Annotated in this window: 14 protein-coding genes; 4 read left to right on the top strand and 10 right to left on the bottom strand. The window is 58.1% G+C overall.

The window, feature by feature from the left end:
• Positions 1-24 precede the first annotated feature (24 nt).
• Positions 25-2,025 (bottom strand): bifunctional tRNA (5-methylaminomethyl-2-thiouridine)(34)-methyltransferase MnmD/FAD-dependent 5-carboxymethylaminomethyl-2-thiouridine(34) oxidoreductase MnmC, encoded by a 2,001-nt coding sequence (mnmC, locus tag QLG07_RS08550; RefSeq protein ID WP_282469001.1) that lies wholly within the window; start codon positions 2,023-2,025, stop codon positions 25-27.
• Between the two features lie 155 nt (positions 2,026-2,180).
• Between mnmC and fabB the strand changes: the two genes are divergently transcribed.
• The gene (gene fabB, locus QLG07_RS08545) at positions 2,181-3,404 is read left to right on the top strand and encodes a beta-ketoacyl-ACP synthase I (protein ID WP_048915398.1); all 1,224 of its coding nucleotides are present in this window, start codon (positions 2,181-2,183) and stop codon (positions 3,402-3,404) included.
• Between the two features lie 60 nt (positions 3,405-3,464).
• Here fabB and QLG07_RS08540 read toward each other — a convergent pair whose 3' ends face one another.
• Positions 3,465-3,830, bottom strand: coding sequence for an MmcQ/YjbR family DNA-binding protein (locus QLG07_RS08540; protein ID WP_282469000.1), 366 nt, complete (start codon positions 3,828-3,830; stop codon positions 3,465-3,467).
• 262 nt (positions 3,831-4,092) lie between these two features.
• Here QLG07_RS08540 and QLG07_RS08535 point away from each other — a divergent pair, with 262 nt between their 5' ends.
• The gene (locus tag QLG07_RS08535; protein WP_282468999.1) at positions 4,093-4,248 is read left to right on the top strand and encodes a Hok/Gef family protein; all 156 of its coding nucleotides are present in this window, start codon (positions 4,093-4,095) and stop codon (positions 4,246-4,248) included.
• A gap of 67 nt (positions 4,249-4,315) precedes the next feature.
• Here QLG07_RS08535 and QLG07_RS08530 read toward each other — a convergent pair whose 3' ends face one another.
• The 6 genes from QLG07_RS08530 to QLG07_RS08505 are packed head-to-tail and all read right to left on the bottom strand — an operon-like array spanning position 4,316 to position 11,042.
• Positions 4,316-4,921 (bottom strand): SIS domain-containing protein, encoded by a 606-nt coding sequence (locus QLG07_RS08530; RefSeq protein WP_048915403.1) that lies wholly within the window; start codon positions 4,919-4,921, stop codon positions 4,316-4,318.
• Complete coding sequence (locus QLG07_RS08525; RefSeq protein ID WP_048915404.1) at positions 4,921-6,555, bottom strand: FGGY-family carbohydrate kinase; 1,635 nt, start codon at positions 6,553-6,555, stop codon at positions 4,921-4,923. The genes QLG07_RS08530 and QLG07_RS08525 overlap by 1 nt, the downstream gene beginning before the upstream one ends.
• 15 nt (positions 6,556-6,570) lie before the next feature.
• Complete coding sequence (locus QLG07_RS08520; protein ID WP_048915405.1) at positions 6,571-7,524, bottom strand: ABC transporter permease; 954 nt, start codon at positions 7,522-7,524, stop codon at positions 6,571-6,573.
• Between the two features lies 1 nt (position 7,525).
• Positions 7,526-8,512 carry an ABC transporter permease gene (locus QLG07_RS08515; RefSeq protein WP_133623175.1) on the bottom strand — a complete coding sequence of 329 codons (987 nt, stop codon included), beginning with the start codon at positions 8,510-8,512 and terminating at the stop codon, positions 7,526-7,528.
• On the bottom strand, positions 8,505-10,004 hold the full coding sequence (locus tag QLG07_RS08510; RefSeq protein ID WP_133625036.1) for a sugar ABC transporter ATP-binding protein: 1,500 nt from the start codon (positions 10,002-10,004) through the stop codon (positions 8,505-8,507). Before QLG07_RS08510 ends, QLG07_RS08515 begins: the two co-directional genes overlap by 8 nt.
• 51 nt (positions 10,005-10,055) lie before the next feature.
• Complete coding sequence (locus QLG07_RS08505) at positions 10,056-11,042, bottom strand: autoinducer 2 ABC transporter substrate-binding protein (RefSeq protein ID WP_187498311.1); 987 nt, start codon at positions 11,040-11,042, stop codon at positions 10,056-10,058.
• Between the two features lie 541 nt (positions 11,043-11,583).
• Here QLG07_RS08505 and QLG07_RS08500 point away from each other — a divergent pair.
• Both QLG07_RS08500 and QLG07_RS08495 read left to right on the top strand, forming a co-directional pair.
• On the top strand, positions 11,584-12,771 hold the full coding sequence (locus QLG07_RS08500; RefSeq protein ID WP_282468998.1) for an MFS transporter: 1,188 nt from the start codon (positions 11,584-11,586) through the stop codon (positions 12,769-12,771).
• A gap of 183 nt (positions 12,772-12,954) precedes the next feature.
• Entirely contained in the window at positions 12,955-14,403 is a 1,449-nt protein-coding gene (locus tag QLG07_RS08495; RefSeq protein ID WP_048915410.1) for a sugar porter family MFS transporter, read from the top strand.
• Positions 14,404-14,451: 48 nt separating this feature from the next.
• On the opposite strand, the gene flk is transcribed toward QLG07_RS08495, so the two are convergent.
• Both flk and QLG07_RS08485 read right to left on the bottom strand, forming a co-directional pair.
• Positions 14,452-15,489 (bottom strand): flagella biosynthesis regulator Flk, encoded by a 1,038-nt coding sequence (gene flk, locus QLG07_RS08490; RefSeq protein WP_048915411.1) that lies wholly within the window; start codon positions 15,487-15,489, stop codon positions 14,452-14,454.
• Between the two features lie 144 nt (positions 15,490-15,633).
• Positions 15,634-16,674 (bottom strand): fimbrial protein, encoded by a 1,041-nt coding sequence (locus QLG07_RS08485; protein WP_282468997.1) that lies wholly within the window; start codon positions 16,672-16,674, stop codon positions 15,634-15,636.
• Positions 16,675-16,676 lie beyond the last annotated feature (2 nt).

The raw sequence follows: 16,676 nt of genomic DNA, 5'->3' as shown, positions 1-16,676 counted from the left end.
CTTAGCGCAAAGATAATTCTTACCCTATTCCACGGGGCGCCCTTTGAGAAGTCGCCGTACCCAGAAACGATTGGGGCTGGTGGCCGCCAGCGTGGCATTGTCGAGCGGGATAGGTTCATCACACAGCTGAGCCGCCAGCACTTCGGCCGCCAGCGGTCCGCTGCATAACCCGCGAGAGCCCAGCCCTCCCAGAATAAACAGCCCCTGATGGGCCGGTGCAGTGCCTGCCTGCTGCGGCTGCTGAGCAAGCGTGACATACTGCGCCAGGGTGGCGCTGTAGTCCGGCAGTGCGCCGATCATCGGCAGATGATCGCGCGTGGCGGCACGCACCCCGCAGCGGGCCTCTGCGCCACTGATATCAATCTCTTCAGGCCATTGTTCCCCGGGCAGGCAGCGCAGCAGGCGCTCGCGGTTTTCCTGCTGGTCCTCTGCGCGGTATTCGGCGTCAGTGGCGCCACGATGATAGCTGGCGCCAATACAGTGCTGTTGGTAGTGCGGGCTGACGGGGGTGAGATAACCGTCGTAGCACAGCACCTGCTGCAAAGAGGTCAGGGCAGGCGTGGTCGGCACGTGGCTGACCTGGCCACCGACGGCATTCACCGGCAGTTTTTCGCTCTGCGTGAACTGCGCCAGCCGGTGACCGGTCGCGAGCACCAGGTTACGGTGATGGCGTGCAGGCTGGGTGGCAAAGTGCAGCTGCCAGCCCTGTTCAGCTTCATTCAGCTGTGTGATTTCGTGCTGCCAGTTGAGCTGCGCCCCCTGCTGCTGCGCCAGCTGCCACAGCGCGGCGGTCAGTTCAGCGGGGGAGAGCCAGCCGCCGAGGGGATAGGTGATGCCACCACAGCCGGTCGGCACACCGCAGAGCGCTTCCGCTTCCGCCCGATCCACCGCGTGCGCGATGCTGTGCGGCAGGCCCATCTGCAGCATTTTTTCAATTTTCTGCGCGCTTTTCTCATCCCACGCCAGCTGCGTCACGCCGCACCAGTCGTGTTCGAAAGCGAGGTCCAGCTGGTCATACAGGCGCCGTGCAAAGGTAAAGGCGGCAGGGAACAGCTGCGCCAGCGCCGGGTCGTGGTCGTTGAGCAGCGGGTAGAGTGCGCCCTGACGATTGCCTGAAGCACCCTGTGCCGGCAGGGCATCGGCGCAGTAGAGCGTCACCCGTTTGCCGCGCCGCAGCAGCGCCAGCGCCAGCAGCGCACTGGCAATACCGCCTCCGGCGATCGCAATATCATCGCCATCGGCGGCAGGGCGGGCATACCACGGAGCCTGCGCGGTGGTGACTACCGCAGCGGGCAGATAGCCTGCCAGCATGTCGCGTTTTTCACCAAAGCCTTTGCATTTGCGCACCGCGAACCCGGCCTGATTCAGCCCACGGCGCACAAATCCGGCGGCGGTAAAGGTCGCCAGCGTGCAGCCAGGGCGCGCCAGCCTTGCCATGCAGTCGAACAGCTCCTGAGTCCACATATCGGGGTTTTTCGCCGGGGCGAAGCCGTCGAGGAACCAGGCATCAACTTGCTGATTCAGGGTGTCATCAAAAGTGTGAATAAGCTGGTTAATATCGCCAAACCACAGGTCAAGCGTGATACGGCCGCCGTCCAGCAGCAGGCGCTGACAGCCCGGCAGCGCTTCGGGCCACTGTGCCTGCAGCTGGCGTGCATAATTTTCCAGCTCCGGCCAGCTGGCATGGGCTGCCGCCAGGTCGCTGGCGCTTAACGGAAACTTCTCACAGCTTATAAAGTGCAAACGCTGTAGCGTAGCGTCTGGCTGCGCTTGCCGAAAGGCGTCAAAAGCCTGCCATAGGGTGAGAAAATTCAGACCGGTGCCAAAGCCGGTTTCCGCGGTGATGAATAAATCACGCGAATGATGAGCAAAACGCTCAGGCAGACCATTGTTGCCGAGAAATACATAACGCGTCTCTTTAAGACCATTCTGGTTAGAGAAGTAAACATCATCAAATACTCGGGATACAGGTGTACCCTGATCGTTCCAGCTTAGCTCAGCGTACTCTATTGGTGCGGTTTTCACGGCAAAGGCTCATTGCTCAGGCAGTGGCGCGATTTTAACGATGTGGTTGACCCTACGCAAATTTACACAAGGAATCTGCTGATCGGACTTGTTCGGCGTACAACTGTAAGCTAGAGTGCCAGTCGAATCCTAATTAGAAGTGGAAGAGGTATTGAATGAAACGTGCTGTGATTACTGGCTTAGGGATCGTTTCCAGTATTGGTAATAACCAAGAGGAAGTTCTGGCATCATTGCGTGAAGGACGCTCTGGTATTACCTTCTCGCAGGAGCTGAAAGATTCCGGCATGCGTAGTCACGTCTGGGGCAATGTTAAGTTGTCTAAAGAAGACATTGCGGCGCGTATTGACCGCAAAATGCTGCGTTTTATGAGCGATGCGTCAATTTATGCTTTCCTCTCCATGCAGGACGCGGTGAAAGATGCCGGCCTGACTGACGAGCAGTACCAGAACAACCCACGCGTGGGCCTGGTTGCCGGTTCCGGCGGCGGTTCTCCGTTCTATCAGGCTGCCAGCGTTGACGGTATGCGCGCTAAAGGCCTGCGCGGCGTTGGCCCTTACATGGTGACCAAAGCGATGGCATCCGGCGTGTCTGCCTGCCTGGCCACCCCGTTCAAAATCCACGGTGTTAACTACTCTATCAGCTCCGCCTGCGCCACCTCTGCACACTGCATCGGTAACGCGGTAGAGCAGATCCAGCTGGGCAAGCAGGACATCGTGTTTGCTGGCGGCGGCGAAGAGCTGTGCTGGGAAATGTCCTGTGAGTTTGATGCGATGGGCGCCCTGTCCACCAGGTACAACGACACGCCAGAAAAAGCATCCCGTACCTACGATCAGCAGCGTGACGGCTTCGTCATTGCTGGCGGCGGCGGTATGGTGGTGGTGGAAGAGCTGGAACATGCTCTGGCACGCGGCGCGCACATCTACGCTGAAATCGTCGGCTACGGCGCAACCTCTGACGGGGCTGATATGGTGGCTCCATCGGGTGAAGGCGCAATGCGCTGCATGCGTATGGCGATGGAAGGCGTGGATACCCCAATCGACTACCTGAACACCCACGGTACCTCTACCCCGGTCGGCGACGTGAAAGAGCTGGGCGCAATTCGCGCCGTGTTCCCGGACAAAACCCCGGCCATGTCAGCCACTAAAGCCATGACCGGCCACTCTCTGGGTGCCGCTGGCGTGCAGGAAGCTATCTATTCACTGCTGATGCTGGAGCACGGTTTCGTTGCGCCAAGCATCAACATTGATGAGCTGGACCCGGCGGCCGAAGGCCTGGACATCGTGATGAAGCCTACCGAGCGTAAGCTGACCACCGTGATGTCAAACAGCTTCGGTTTCGGTGGCACCAACGCCACTCTGGTGATGCGCAAACTGGCGTAATCTGCCGAAATAAAAAGGGGAGACTGTAAAGTCTCCCCTTTTTTTTCCCTCTCAGGTAAATCAGCGTTTTTCCATTGGCCGTAAGCGCTTCGGCAGCCCGGCAACCACCAGGTCGTATGACTCTTCCACCAGCTGTTTGATCAATCCTTCGCTTATCTGCTCTCCGGCATAAATCGAAATCCAGTGGCGCTTATTCATATGGTAGCCGGCGTGGATGCTGTCATAAATCACGCGATGCAGTTCGCCATCTTGCGGGCGGCATTTCAGGTTTACAACCCTCTCGCCGCGCACCTGTGCCATCAGAGCAAACATCTTGCCGCGGACCTTGAACACTTCATACTCCGGCCCGAACGGGTAGCACAGCTCAGCAGCGGGTAACGCCTGTGCGATGCGCATCGCGATTTTCTGTATCTGTTGTTCGTCCATTGCCAGCATCCGTCATCGTTGAATATCAGCAGGCTAGCACAGAGCAACCGCGCTTTCCTTTTTTGCGCACTTATTCAGCAGATATAAAGCGTGAGAGACGTACTATGCCTGCGGGTGCTTGAGGCTTTCTGCCTTAAGCATGCTGTTTGCAGACGGCAGAAAGAGAAAAGCCCCGAGTGATTTTTCAATCAACCCGAGGCCTATCCTATGCTTAGCAACATCAGGTTAGCCTCTTACCCGTCGAAAGACAAGGAGAGCAACCATGAAACAGCACAAGGCGATCTTTATCGCCCTTATCATCATCTGTATGACGGCGCTGGCCGCCGTTCTGGTGACGAGGAAGGACCTGTGTGAGGTGCGGATCCGCACCGGTATCGCAGAGGTGGCTGCGTTTATGGCCTGCGACCCGCAGAAGTAAGAGCAGCCGGAGGCGGGAGCAATCCCGCCTTTTCGGTGTGGCGATGCACTGTCCTTAAGCACCCTTTCTATTGCTCTTCGCGCAGGATCTTCCCGACATTGCCGCCCGGGTGCACCGCCAGCAGTGTTTGCCTGTCATAGCCGCTGTATTCCATCAGCACGGCAATCATCGCATCGAACACCGCCAGTACGCTGATGATGGAGGTGGTCGCCAGCATGTTTAGCGGGTCGATCTCCTGCGTTTTCGGCATGAGCAGCAGCAAATCTGCCGCGTGGGCAATCGCCGAATCAGCGTTTTCGGTCACGCTAATCAGCAGGGTGCCTTTGGCTTTAAGCGTCGGCAGCAGGCGCGTCAGCTCATCGGAATTGCCGCCGCGCGACAGCATAATCAGCACGTCATCGGCGCGCAGAAAACCGATGTCACCGTGCGCAGCATCGGCGGCGCTCAGCCAGATGGCAGGGTGCTCAACGCAGGCCAGCATATGGGCGATTTTACGCGCCGCGATACCGGAAGTGCCGATGCCGGTGACGGCGATTTTTCCGCGACAGTGGGCAAGGGCATCAAGCACCGCCTGCCACTGCTGACGGTCGAGCTGCTGCTCCAGCGCGCTCAGCGCTTGCCGATAACTTTGCCAGCCCGCGCAGGCCTGCTGCCAGCTCTGTTGGGCATCCATCAGGCCTCCTGCATCATCTGCTGATATTTCATATGGTCGTGATACATCTCACGGAACACGCGGTATTTACGATCGTAGTAGCGTTTAATTTCGTTGGTTTGCGGGGTCACGGTTTTGCCAATCCGGCTCATGGCATTCATGGCTTCCGGCAGTGAGTCATATACGCCTGCAGCCACCGTGCCCATCATCGCGCTGCCCAGCAGCATTGATTCGCTCTCTTCCGCCAGCAGCATCGTGCAGCCGGTGGCGTTGGCATGCTCCTGCACGAAAATTGGGTTTTTCGTGCCGCCACCGCTGGCCATAATGGTATCGATGCTGTAACCCGTCTGGTTCATGGTCTCAATAATGTGGCGCGTGCCGAGCGCAATCGCCTGAATGGTGGCCAGATAATGGAGCGCCATATCTTCCGGGGTACGCGACAGCTTCAATCCGGTCAACATTCCGGTCAGATTCGGATTCGCCCGCGGCGAACGGTTGCCGTGGAAATAGGGCAGCATATGGATATCCTGCGTGAGAAAGGCGATCTTATCTGCTTCACCCGCCATACTGCGCAGCAGGCCATTCAGCACTTCATAAATGGTTTTATCCTGAGTTTTTCCCTGTTCGCGCAGCGTGGCGTAGCAGGGATGCGATTGGATAACGTGGTCGATCAGCGCCCCGGTTGCTGACTGGCCGCCTTCATTCAACCAAAAGTCTGGCAGCACCGCCGAGAAGTAGGGCCCCCAAACACCTTTGATAAAGCGCGGCTCGCGGGAGATCGCCATATGACCGGTGGAGGTGCCGCCAATAAGCGCGATGCGGCGGTCAAAATCAGCCAGCTCGCCGGACGGCCCGGCGGCACCCAGGGTGCCAAGGCTGCCAGCGTGCGCATCAATGATCGAGGCGCTAACCGCCGTGCCGGGCAACAGGCCAAGCTCGCTGGCGGCGCGCTGGGTCAGCCCTCGCCCAAGCGGTTCGCCCATGCTTTTCACTTCACTGCCAATTTTAGCCGCGTCGCGCTCCAGCAGGTCATCCAGCCCAATCTGTTTAAAGTAGCTGGCATCCCAGCCGTCCTGGTGGGCAAGGTAGGTCCATTTACACACCAGCGAACAGAGCGAGCGGGTTTCGTCCGCCGTGGCGCGCCAGGTCAGGAAGTCGGGCAGGTCGAACAGATGGCCGATATTCTGCCAGCTGGCGGGCATATGCTGTTTCAGCCACAGCAGCTTCGGAGTCTGCATCTCCGGGGAGATTACGCCACCCACGTAATCGAGCACCGGATGTTTTAAGGCATTAATGCGCTCGGCCTGCACGATGGCGCGGTGGTCCATCCAGACGATGATGTTCTGCTCATTACGACCGGACGGACTGACCGTCAGCGGCTTGCCTTCTTTATCCAGTACCACTAGCGAACAGGTGGCATCAAAGCCCAGCCCTTTAATCTGCACCGGGTTAATATTGCTCTGGTTAATCGCATCGCGCACCGCCTGGCAAACCGCCTGCCAGATATTGTCGGAGGACTGCTCGACAAAATTGGCCTGTGGGCGATACATCTCAATTTCACGGCTGGCCTGGCCCATCATGCGCCCGGTGATATCGAAAATCCCCGCGCGTGCGCTGCCCGTTCCCACATCCACACCAATGTAATAGCTCGCCATTTTTATCCTCAGTCGTCAGGTTCTGCGATTTTGCAACGCAATAAACAGGATCAGTACGCCACCCCAAAGTGCCATGGTGAGGTAGCTACTCACCCCCAGCAGATTCAGTCCACTTTCAATCATCTGTAACACAATCAGTGCCAGCACCAGCCCGGGAATACGGCCAAAGCCGCCGTCAGGATTGATGCCGCCGAGCACGGAGGCGAGGATGGTGACCAGCAGCCATGACTCGCCATAACCTGCCTTGGCAGAGTTAAACATCGACATCATCAGCAGCGCGGCTCCCCAGCTCATCAACGCGGAGAGGACATACACGGTGATAATCACGCGGGTGGTGTTCACCCCGCTAAAGCGCGTGGCCTTCTCATTCGACCCGATCAGCAGAATGCTGCGCCCGAGCGTGGTGCGTTCCAGCAGCAGCCACACCAGCGCAGCGACCAGCAGGAAGATCAACAGCGAGAGCGGGATGCCGGCGATATCCCCGTTGCCGAGCATCTGGATCAGCGGCGGGAAGCCAGAGATTACCGCGCCGTTCGACAGCAGGATATTCAGCCCGGCAATCAACGTCATGGTGCCGAGCGTTGCCAGAATTGGCGAAACGCCCACCACTGCAATCAGCACACCGTTAAGCACGCCAATCGCCACGGCCGTCAGCAGGCCGGCCAGCAGCGCCAGGGCCAGCCACAGCGGCTGTTCCGGATGGGCGACAATCAGTGCCGCCATCACCAGCGAGCAGGCATTGGCACTGGCAATAATCGACAGATTGATGCCGCCGGTCAGCATGGTCACTGCCATGCCTAATGCCAGCAGCCCCAGCACCGGCAGCTGGCTGGCGATAGACTGAAAGTTGCCGTTGCTAAAGAAGCGTCCGCCAAGCGTCAGGGAAAACAGCGCCAGCACCACCACCATCATCAGCAGCTGCAGCCGGATGATGCGGTCGCCCGGCAGTTTATTCAGTAATGTCTGCATCTCAGTTCCCCTTCGCCAGCTGGTGTTTCTCGTTCCACGCCGTCGCGCTGACGCTCACCAGAATAATCACTCCGCTGAACACCATGTGCCAGTAGGATGACACCGCCATCAGCGTCAGGCCGTTTTGCAGAAAGGCCAGTAGTAATACGCCGAGCAGGGTACCAATCAGCGTTCCTCGCCCGCCGCTCATGCTGGCTCCTCCCAGCACGACCGCCGCCAGCACCGTCAGCTCGTAGCCGACCAGCGAGTTCGGTGCTACCGACTGCGTGGTCTGTGCCTGAACCACGGCCGCGACGCCCGCCAGCACGCCCATATATCCGTAAACCGCCAGATGCAGGCTGCGGAGGTTGATGCCCAGGCGCGAAGCGGATTCGCGGTTACCGCCCATCGCGTAAATCTGCCGCCCGAAGCGGGTAAAGTTCATCAGTACACCGGTCAGCACAAAGACGCCCAGCAGGCAGAGCAGCGGCAGCGTCAGGCCATATTCATAGCCGTCCGAAGCGGTAAAGGAGAGCCAGTTAATGCCGTTCATAAACCATTCCGGGAAGCCGTACAGCCAGGTGCCGTTGGTCATCCACACCAGCAGGCCATAGAACAGGTTGAGCGTGGCGATGGTGATAATAATTGCCGGCACCCTCAGCAGGTATACCAGCAGCCCGTTAACCATGCCGAGCAGCAGCCCGCAGCCGATGGCAATGGCAAAGGCGCTGAAGAAATTGCCGCCGTGCGCCAGCAGGGTGCTGGCCATCACGTACTGCGCGATGGCGGTCATCGCCGGGAAGGAGATATCGATGCCTCCGGCGATCAGCACCACAAACAGGCCGCAGGCGAGAATGCCGAGAATGGCATAGCTGGTGGCCACGTCGGTCAGGTTGCCGAGAGTGAGAAATTCGCTGGTGCGCAGGCTTAGTCCCAGCGCCAGCAGGACAATTAACAGACCCAGCCAGAACTCATGGTGGCTGATCAAGTGACGCAGCTTGTTATTCATTAACCACCCCGGCAATCTCCTCTTCGCTGCACTGATGGGGCGCGAAGCTGGCAACCAGCTCGCCTTTGCGCATCACCAGTACGCGATGACTGTTGTAGTAAGCTTCCGGGATCTCATCGCATATCATCAGCACCGCCATACCGGAATCGGCCAGCTCGCGGGCAATGCGATAGATCCCCTCTTTATTAGCAATATCGACGCCGACGGTCGGCGAGTCGAGGATCAGCACTTTGGGCTGCGTCGCCACCCATTTACCGATCGCCACGCGCTGGGCGTTGCCGCCGGAAAGCGTTTGAACCGGCAGCTGGCTGTCGGACACTTTGATATTGAGCTCGCGGATGAGTGAGGCCACCTGGTGGCGCGCCTGCGCGCGATCCATCAAGCCGAGTCGACCGCGCAGGCGGCCAAACACCGGCACCAGCAGGTTGTCGAAGATCGACTGCGGCATAATCAGCCCTTCGCTCTGACGATCTTCCGAAACGTAAGCAATGCCGTGGCGGATAGCGTCGCGATTATGGCGCAGCCTGACTGGCTTACCGTCTATCAGCATTTCGCCGCTGTCCGGGCGCGAAAGGCCAAACAGCGACAGGCACAGCTCGGTGCGCCCGGCACCCAGCAGGCCGACGATGGCGGTGATCTCGCCGCGTCTTAGCTGCAGGTTAATCTGCTGATACTGGTTGCGCCGCGAGAGGTTGCGCACTTCCAGCAGCGGGGTTTCGCTGCGGTCGGCCCGCTCCGGCAGGTGGCTGAAGCTGAAGCGCTGGCCGGTCATCAGGAACGCCAGTTCATCACCGTCCAGTTCACTGGCGGCATAGGTGCCGACCAGCTTGCCGTCGCGGATCACGCTGATGCGGTCCGAAACCTCCATCACCTCATCCAGCTTATGGCTGACGAACACCACGCAGATCCCGGCGGCCTTTAGCTCACGCACCACGCGCAGCAGGCCATTAACCTCATGGCGCGTCAGTGAGGCGGTGGGCTCATCCATGATCACCAGGCTGGCATCGGCGGCCAGCGCCCGGCAGATCGCCACCAGCTGCCGGTCGGCGATCGACAGTTTTTCTACTTTGCGCGCCGGGTCGAGACTAACGCCGATACGCTGCATGGTCTCCAGCGCCAGCTGGCGCATGGCACGGCGATTCACCCAGAAGCTGCCGCCCGGCAGATAGCGGTGGACCGCGATGTTCTCCATCACCGATAAATTGGGAAACAGCGACAGATCCTGGTAGATCACCTGCACGCCGTAATACGCCGACAGGGCAGGGCTGAGCTGGTTAAAGCGCTTGCCGTCAACGCTGATATGCGAGCCTTTGTCGGGGTGATATACCCCGGAAATGACTTTGATCAGGGTACTTTTGCCACAGCCGTTTTGCCCGGCCAGGCAGTGTACTTCGCCGCGGTTCAGCGTCAGCGTGACGTTATCCAGCGCACGCACGCCGGGAAACGATTTGCTGATTTTTTCCAACGATATAAAAGGAGTTTGTGTGGCCATCATTCATCGCCCTGGAGTGGGTGAGGGCCGACAGTCGCCGGCCCGAAACAATCAAAAACCGAGGGATTTAGCGTTATCTTTGGTCACTTCCAGAATGCGGTTGAAGCGGATAACGTGATGCTGCATATCAACATCCGCTTTGCCCAGGCCGTCGATGGTCAGGTCAGGCGTCACCTGTTTGCCATCCAGCAGCCGATCCGCCAGGCTGACCAGGGCGAAACCGGCATCTTTTGGATCCCACAGCAGGGCTTTTTTGATATCGCCGCTCATCAGGTAAGGCGCAGCCTGAGCTGGCATCGCGATACCCACCACGGCGATCTTGTTTTTCGCCCGTTTACTTTTCACCGCCTGTCCGGCACCGATTGGGCCAAGCGAGCCAAAACCGATGATGCCCTTGAGGTCAGGGTAGGTGCGCATCAGGTCGAGCGTAGTGGCATAGGATTTGTCGATGCTCTCCGCCACCGGCAGGCGCGCGGTCACTTCGTGCATTTCCGGGTATTTCTCTTTCTGGTATTTGATGGCCGCATCGGCCCAGGCATTGTGCAGCGGCACGGTCAGTGAGCCAACGTAAATGGCGTATCCGCCCTTGCCACCCATCGCGCTCGCCAGCTCATCCATATTCTTTTCGGCATATTTGGTGCTGTCGATGGTTTCAATATCCCACTGACCAATCTGCTGGTCCGGGGATTCATGGGTCAGCACTACGATGCCCTGGTCACGCGCTTTTTTCAGCACGGGCTCAAGGACTTTGGCGTCATTGGGCACCACGATGATTGCGTCGACTTTTTTGGCGATCAGGTCCTCAATCACCTTTACCTGCTGCGCCGGATCGGCCGTGGAGCCGCCAACCTGGTAAGCATTGACGTCGAGCTTTTTCGCCGCTTCGTCCACGCCCACCGCCATCCGGGTAAACCACGGAATGCCTGTGACTTTTGCCACGACGGCGATATCATGTTTTTCTGCTGCCAGCACGGGTGTTGCTAATAACATGCAGGCGGATACGACACATGCATTGAGTAACGCGAGGTTAAATTTCATAGCAGTACCTTGTTATCCAGATCGTTGTTTTCGTCAGGTATGAGGGTGGATTTCACCACCGGCTCACGATAGCAATAAGATTTTGGCGAAGAAGTGGGCAATGATGGAAAGTGTGATCGGTGACCTTTAAAGTTAAATTATGTAGTTAAATCTGTTAATAAGTTGTTATTTTTGGCGTGATTGTAGGAAGTTTACTGAGATCTTATTGTTTCATTATTGTTAATTTTTTTTCCTGTTATCATTTTGGTAACAATTACCCGCAGGGCGCATCCCGGTCTGAGTGAAAGTGGTACTCTAATCTCAAACAGCCGCTATTTTTGTCAGCGAAATGCGGCGCATATCGCGATTTTATGCCTGAGCCTGGTCTGGTTGTTTAGCTACCGCAGGTAATAAGGCACGTAACTGGGTTACATTCCAGCGCGGGCGGTTAATTGCGTTGACGATTTGAAACTATTTAGCCACTCTGGTTTCCTTTGAAAATAAAATTCCATAACCATCTGTGGCACAGGCCGTGCCCCGGTTCTCTCAGGAGGAGTTAACGATGTCCAGCCGTATCGACCAACGCCCGGCGCAGGCCACGACTGCGCTGGCGCGCATCTCATTTGCCGTATTTCTCACCTACCTGACGGCGGGCCTCGCGCTGCCGGTGATCCCGCTTTATGTTCACCAGGTGCTGGGGCTGAACAACTTTATGGTGGGCGTTGCGGTAGGCATCCAGTTTTTTGCCACGCTGCTAACGCGTGGCTATGCCGGAAGGCTGGCCGATCAGCGCGGGGCAAAACGCTCAACGCTACAGGGCATGCTGGCGCTGGCGTTGGTTGGGGTTGCCTATTTGCTGGCGGCACTGCTGCCGCTGCCGGTAATGGCTAAATTTGCCCTGCTGGTGGCCGGGCGCCTGCTGCTGGGCTTTGGTGAAAGCCAGCTGCTGACCGGCAATCTGACCTGGGGCATGGGGCTGGTGGGCGCGACGCGCGGCGGCCAGGTGATGTCGTGGAACGGCATGGCCATTTATGGCGCGCTGGCTGCAGGAGCACCGCTCGGGCTGCTGTTATACAGCCACGGCGGTTTTGCACTGCTGGGCATTGCCACTATTCTGCTGCCGCTGGCGGCGCTGCTGTTCAACCTTGGCGTGCGCGCCGTAGCGGTACACGGTGGTGAGCGACCGTCACTGTGGAAAGTGGTTAGGCAGATAGCACAGCCGGGCTCTGCGTTGGCACTTCAGGGGGCAGGCTTTGCGGTGATTGGCACCTTCACCTCGCTCTATTTCGCCGATCGCCAGTGGGGCAATGCCGGGTTTGCTTTAACCGCGTTTGGCGTAGCCTTTGTGCTGGTGCGCGTGCTGTTTGGCGGCCTGCCGGATCGGCTGGGTGGTACGCGCGTGGCGCTGATTTCATTGACGGTGGAAGCGCTTGGCCTGCTGCTGCTCGGCATGGCCCCGAACGGCTGGATAGCCCTGGCAGGGGCGGCTTTGACCGGCTGCGGCTGTTCGCTGGTGTTCCCGGCGCTGGGAGTTGAGGTGCTAAAACGGGTGGCGCCGCAGGTGCGTGGCACCGCGCTAGGCGGTTTTTCGGCGTTTCAGGATATCGCTTATGGCATCACCGGCCCGCTTACCGGGCTGCTGGCCACCGGTCTCGGCTACGGTTCGGTGTACATTGCCGGAGCGGTCTGCGCCGCGCTGGGTATTGCCGTCACCTTCAGCTTTGCCCGCGCGGGGCTGCCTGCGGCGTGAGTTGATTTTTGGCTGCGTGATAACTACCCGCCGCTGCCGCTCTAAGCAACTGCGGATGTTAAATGACTTTTGAATTTGTCGAAAACTGTGACGGAGTCTACACTTTTTGCGCGACTCACCGTTTAGCGCCTTTTTCACAATAAATGTGAGCGCCACAGACTTTTCTTCTTATTCAGGGATCATATGAACATAACCTCCCCAGACTCATCTGAAGCCGATGGGTCTTCGCGCGCGACGATTGTTAAACAGCGAATTTTCTTTGTGGTGCTGGTCGCCACAATGGGTGCGCTGGCCTTTGGTTACGACACCGGTATTATCTCCGGGGCTTTACCCTATATGTCCGCGCCTGCGGCACAGGGCGGGCTGGGCTTAAACTCGTTTACTGAAGGGCTGGTCGCCTCTTCACTGGTGTTTGGCGCAGCGCTCGGTTCCTTTCTCAGTGGTTTCTTCTCCGACAAGTTTGGCCGCCGCATCACTCTTCGCAGCCTCGCCGTGCTGTTTGTTGCCGGCTCCCTCGGTACCGCTCTTGCACCGTCGATTTCGGTGATGGTGGCGATGCGTTTTCTGCTCGGTATCGCCGTTGGCGGCGGGTCGGCCACCGTGCCGGTGTTTATTGCTGAGATCGCCGGTCCGAAATTAAGGGCTCCACTGGTGAGCCGTAATGAGCTGATGATTGTCACCGGCCAGCTGGTGGCCTACGTTGCCAGCACGCTGCTCAGCTATCTGCTGCATGACGAACACCTGTGGCGCTATATGCTGGCTATCGCCATGATCCCCGGCCTGCTGCTGTTTATCGGCACCTTCTTTGTTCCGGCATCCCCGCACTGGATGGTGGCCGAAGGGCGACTGCAGGAGGCAAAAAACATCCTGAAGTACCTGCGTGAAACTCCGCGAGAGGTGCGTAAGGAGATGCGCGAGATGAAAAAGCAGGCGCGTAAGGCCGAGCGTGGGCCGGACGTGATGACCCTGATTAAGGAAAAATGGGTGCTGCGCCTGTTGATGATCGGCATCGGGCTGGGTTTCGTTATCCAGTTCACCGGGGTCAATGCCTTTATGTACTACACGCCGATTATCCTGAAGTCGACCGGGCTGGGAACCAGCGCCTCTATCGCCGCCACGATTGGCAACGGTGTGGTTTCCGTGATTGCCACCTTCGTGGGTATTTGGGCGGTTAGCCGCTTCCCACGCCGTAAGATGCTGATGACCGGGCTGTTCTTTGTTATCGCCGCTCAGCTGCTGTTAGGGCTGGTGATGACGCTGGTGCCAGCCGGTCTAACCCAAAGCTATCTGGCGCTGGCCTTTATTCTGATGTTCCTGTTTTTTATGCAGATGTGCATTTCACCCGTCTACTGGCTGCTGATGTCCGAACTGTTCCCGATGCAGCTGCGCGGGGCGCTGACGGGCACCGCGGTGTCATTACAGTGGATTTTTAATGCGCTGGTCGCTTTCTGCTTCCCGCCGCTGATGGCGTTTGCCGGCAGCAAAACGTTCTTTATTTTCGCCATCATTAACATCGGCTCACTGGCCTTTGTGGCGCTGATGCTGCCGGAGACAAGAGGTAAGAGCCTGGAGGAGATCGAGCAGATTATGCGCGACCGCTTTGGCGGCAAGCCGGTAGAGGAAGTGGCCTGAGAAGAAGAGCTGGCGCCGCGTTGGCGCCAGCCCTGATAAGGCGCTAAATCAGAACAGCATCCACAGCACCAGAACCAGCAGGATCAGCATGGCAAAGGCGGTAAACACCGGACGATTCGCCAGCGGCTGCAACATCGGCGGCAGCGTACCCCAGATTGGCGCTGCAATCGGTTTTGGATTCAGCTCGCTGTCGGCCAGCGGCTGTTCCTGCAAACGCTCTGCGCGGCGGCTGAACAGCAGATTGAGCAGGTCCTGTGCCTGAGTCGGGCTGAGCACCGTTTGTGGCGCAATGCTGAAGCGCTGCTGGCTGTAATCCTCCAGCATACGCTGCTCGCCCACATCCGGCGGCTGCTTCAGGGTGGCAATCAGCTGCGTTAGCGTCGGTGCGCTATGCTGGCTAAGCGTCTGGCTGGCCTGCAGATACTGGTTGAGCAGCGGGAAGGCGCGCGAGGGGATAGGATCACCGCTGTGCAGGTTCATCACCTTCAGTACGGAAGCCCACAGTTTGACCGGCTGCTCGCCGGTGGCGGCGGCAAGGCGCGAAATCTGCTGGTTCAGCGTCTGATGCTCGGCTGGCAGCAGGCTGCGATCGCTGCTGCGCGTCTGCTGCGGCTGTGGGATCGCCATCTGCCCGTTCTGCAGCATGGTCAGCACCTGACGCAGCTGGTCAGGGTTGAGCGAGCTTAAGACCGTATGACCAAACTGCTGACGGATAAAGTCGCTCACCGCCTGGCGGTTATTCCCGGTGGGCAGCAGGTCGGTCAGCTGCTGTAACAGCTGGCGCGTGGCGTGGGTGTTTTGCACCTGTGACAAACGCGTATTGAGAAACTGTTCCGCCGGTGGAAAATGGCGCGCCAGCAGGCCAGCATCATTTTTTACTCCGACCTCATGGCGCAGGCCAGCCCACAGCTCGGGGGATTTCAGCGTGCTGAGCGACATGATCTTGACGATCAGGCGCTCCAGCGTGGTGCGCTGTGCAGGCGTAAGAGGTTGATCGCCAGGGCCGGGGCGCGATGTGCCCTTTTGGGCATCGATCGTCGGTCGATCGCCGGGAATCGGCGCACCAGGGCCACTCAAAGGTTGCATGGCGAAGTCCTTCAGTCAGAGTCATTATCCGGGGCGCGCCGGACCACAGAGGGTAATAGAGCATGATAACAATCCCGGCCGGGGATAGGTAGAGCAGGGCGGCTTAATCGTGTCGCTTTCCGACTTTTTTTTAACGTGCACCGTTTACAGATAGCTGATTGTCCAGGTGAGTATGCCGGTAGCCTTTCCGGGAGTAATGCCCGGTGTCAATTGGTAGTAGCGTGCAAGCAACGGCACTTCTATGGTACGGCGGGCAAGAGGATAACTGCCGATTTTCCAGCTGTTGCCAATATCTACCGGAAAGCCACTGGCAGCATGTAAGATTTGTATCGCGACGCCGCTGGCGCTGTGAGCCTGGCTGTTCAGGCTGATCAATCCCTGTTTTGCCCCACCTGTTGGGGTTTGACCATCGAGCCGCAGCATCACATTAAAATTGCCCGAAACATCCGTATCGCAAATAAAGTTAAGCGCGAATGTTTTACCCTCGCTAGTGGAACCGATAGCTGAACCGAAACCCCGGTCTTGTCTGATCCTGATGGTACCTAGCGAAACGCTAAAGGACGCAGGTCCCTGAACTTTACAGCTCTTTGCTTTGAAGCTCAGCCACTTTTCGGCATCCAGCATCTGATAGTTCGCTTTTTTTCCGCCGTTGTCGGAGCCAATATCAAATAGTGAAATGCGTGAGTTAATTGGCGTTACCTGCTCAGGGCGTTCCGGCGTTTGCCCGGTTTTAACAATTTCAACGGTGACGCCAAAGCTGGCTCGTTGCCAGGTACTATGCGGGAGACCAGCCGCAGCATTATGATTGGTAATCATCACGCCGGTACTGACTACGCCATCATCGCTACCCCGATCGCCATTTAGCGTGGTGATCAGCGTTAAGCCGTTACCGAGTATTTTACTGCCGTTACGGCGAATGAATAAGGCCAGTTCATTTCCCTGCTGCTGAGGATCGCTGATACTGCACCAGGCGGTGATAGTGTAGCTCTGGTTAAACACCCTAGCTCCCATTGGCAGTGAAGAGGATAATTTCAGCGCGTTGCCGGCGTTGAACACCACCAGCGGGAAAGCACCTCGCCGCTCTGTGACACATTTCAGCGAGCCGGCTTGGGTCGGCAAACTGAACGGTGCGAGCGCAACGGCGGCAAACAGCAGTAAATAGTATCGATAATTCATCAATTTCATCT

The organism is Erwinia sp. V90_4 (assembly GCF_029967685.1).
GTDB classification, from domain to species: domain Bacteria; phylum Pseudomonadota; class Gammaproteobacteria; order Enterobacterales; family Enterobacteriaceae; genus Erwinia; species Erwinia aphidicola.
This window is presented reverse-complemented; position numbering and strand designations above follow the sequence as displayed.

What these genes read in the sequence shown, in the direction of transcription:
- fabB (WP_048915398.1), top strand. Translation starts at nt 2,181, where the DNA reads ATGAAACGTGCTGTGATTACTGGCTTAGGGATCGTTTCCAGTATTGGT.
- QLG07_RS08540 (WP_282469000.1), bottom strand. Translation starts at nt 3,830, where the DNA reads ATGGACGAACAACAGATACAGAAAATCGCGATGCGCATCGCACAGGCG.
- QLG07_RS08535 (WP_282468999.1), top strand. Translation starts at nt 4,093, where the DNA reads ATGAAACAGCACAAGGCGATCTTTATCGCCCTTATCATCATCTGTATG.
- QLG07_RS08530 (WP_048915403.1), bottom strand. Translation starts at nt 4,921, where the DNA reads ATGGATGCCCAACAGAGCTGGCAGCAGGCCTGCGCGGGCTGGCAAAGT.
- QLG07_RS08525 (WP_048915404.1), bottom strand. Translation starts at nt 6,555, where the DNA reads ATGGCGAGCTATTACATTGGTGTGGATGTGGGAACGGGCAGCGCACGC.
- QLG07_RS08520 (WP_048915405.1), bottom strand. Translation starts at nt 7,524, where the DNA reads ATGCAGACATTACTGAATAAACTGCCGGGCGACCGCATCATCCGGCTG.
- QLG07_RS08515 (WP_133623175.1), bottom strand. Translation starts at nt 8,512, where the DNA reads ATGAATAACAAGCTGCGTCACTTGATCAGCCACCATGAGTTCTGGCTG.
- QLG07_RS08510 (WP_133625036.1), bottom strand. Translation starts at nt 10,004, where the DNA reads ATGGCCACACAAACTCCTTTTATATCGTTGGAAAAAATCAGCAAATCG.
- QLG07_RS08505 (WP_187498311.1), bottom strand. Translation starts at nt 11,042, where the DNA reads ATGAAATTTAACCTCGCGTTACTCAATGCATGTGTCGTATCCGCCTGC.
- QLG07_RS08500 (WP_282468998.1), top strand. Translation starts at nt 11,584, where the DNA reads ATGTCCAGCCGTATCGACCAACGCCCGGCGCAGGCCACGACTGCGCTG.
- QLG07_RS08495 (WP_048915410.1), top strand. Translation starts at nt 12,955, where the DNA reads ATGAACATAACCTCCCCAGACTCATCTGAAGCCGATGGGTCTTCGCGC.
- flk (WP_048915411.1), bottom strand. Translation starts at nt 15,489, where the DNA reads ATGCAACCTTTGAGTGGCCCTGGTGCGCCGATTCCCGGCGATCGACCG.
- QLG07_RS08485 (WP_282468997.1), bottom strand. Translation starts at nt 16,674, where the DNA reads ATGAAATTGATGAATTATCGATACTATTTACTGCTGTTTGCCGCCGTT.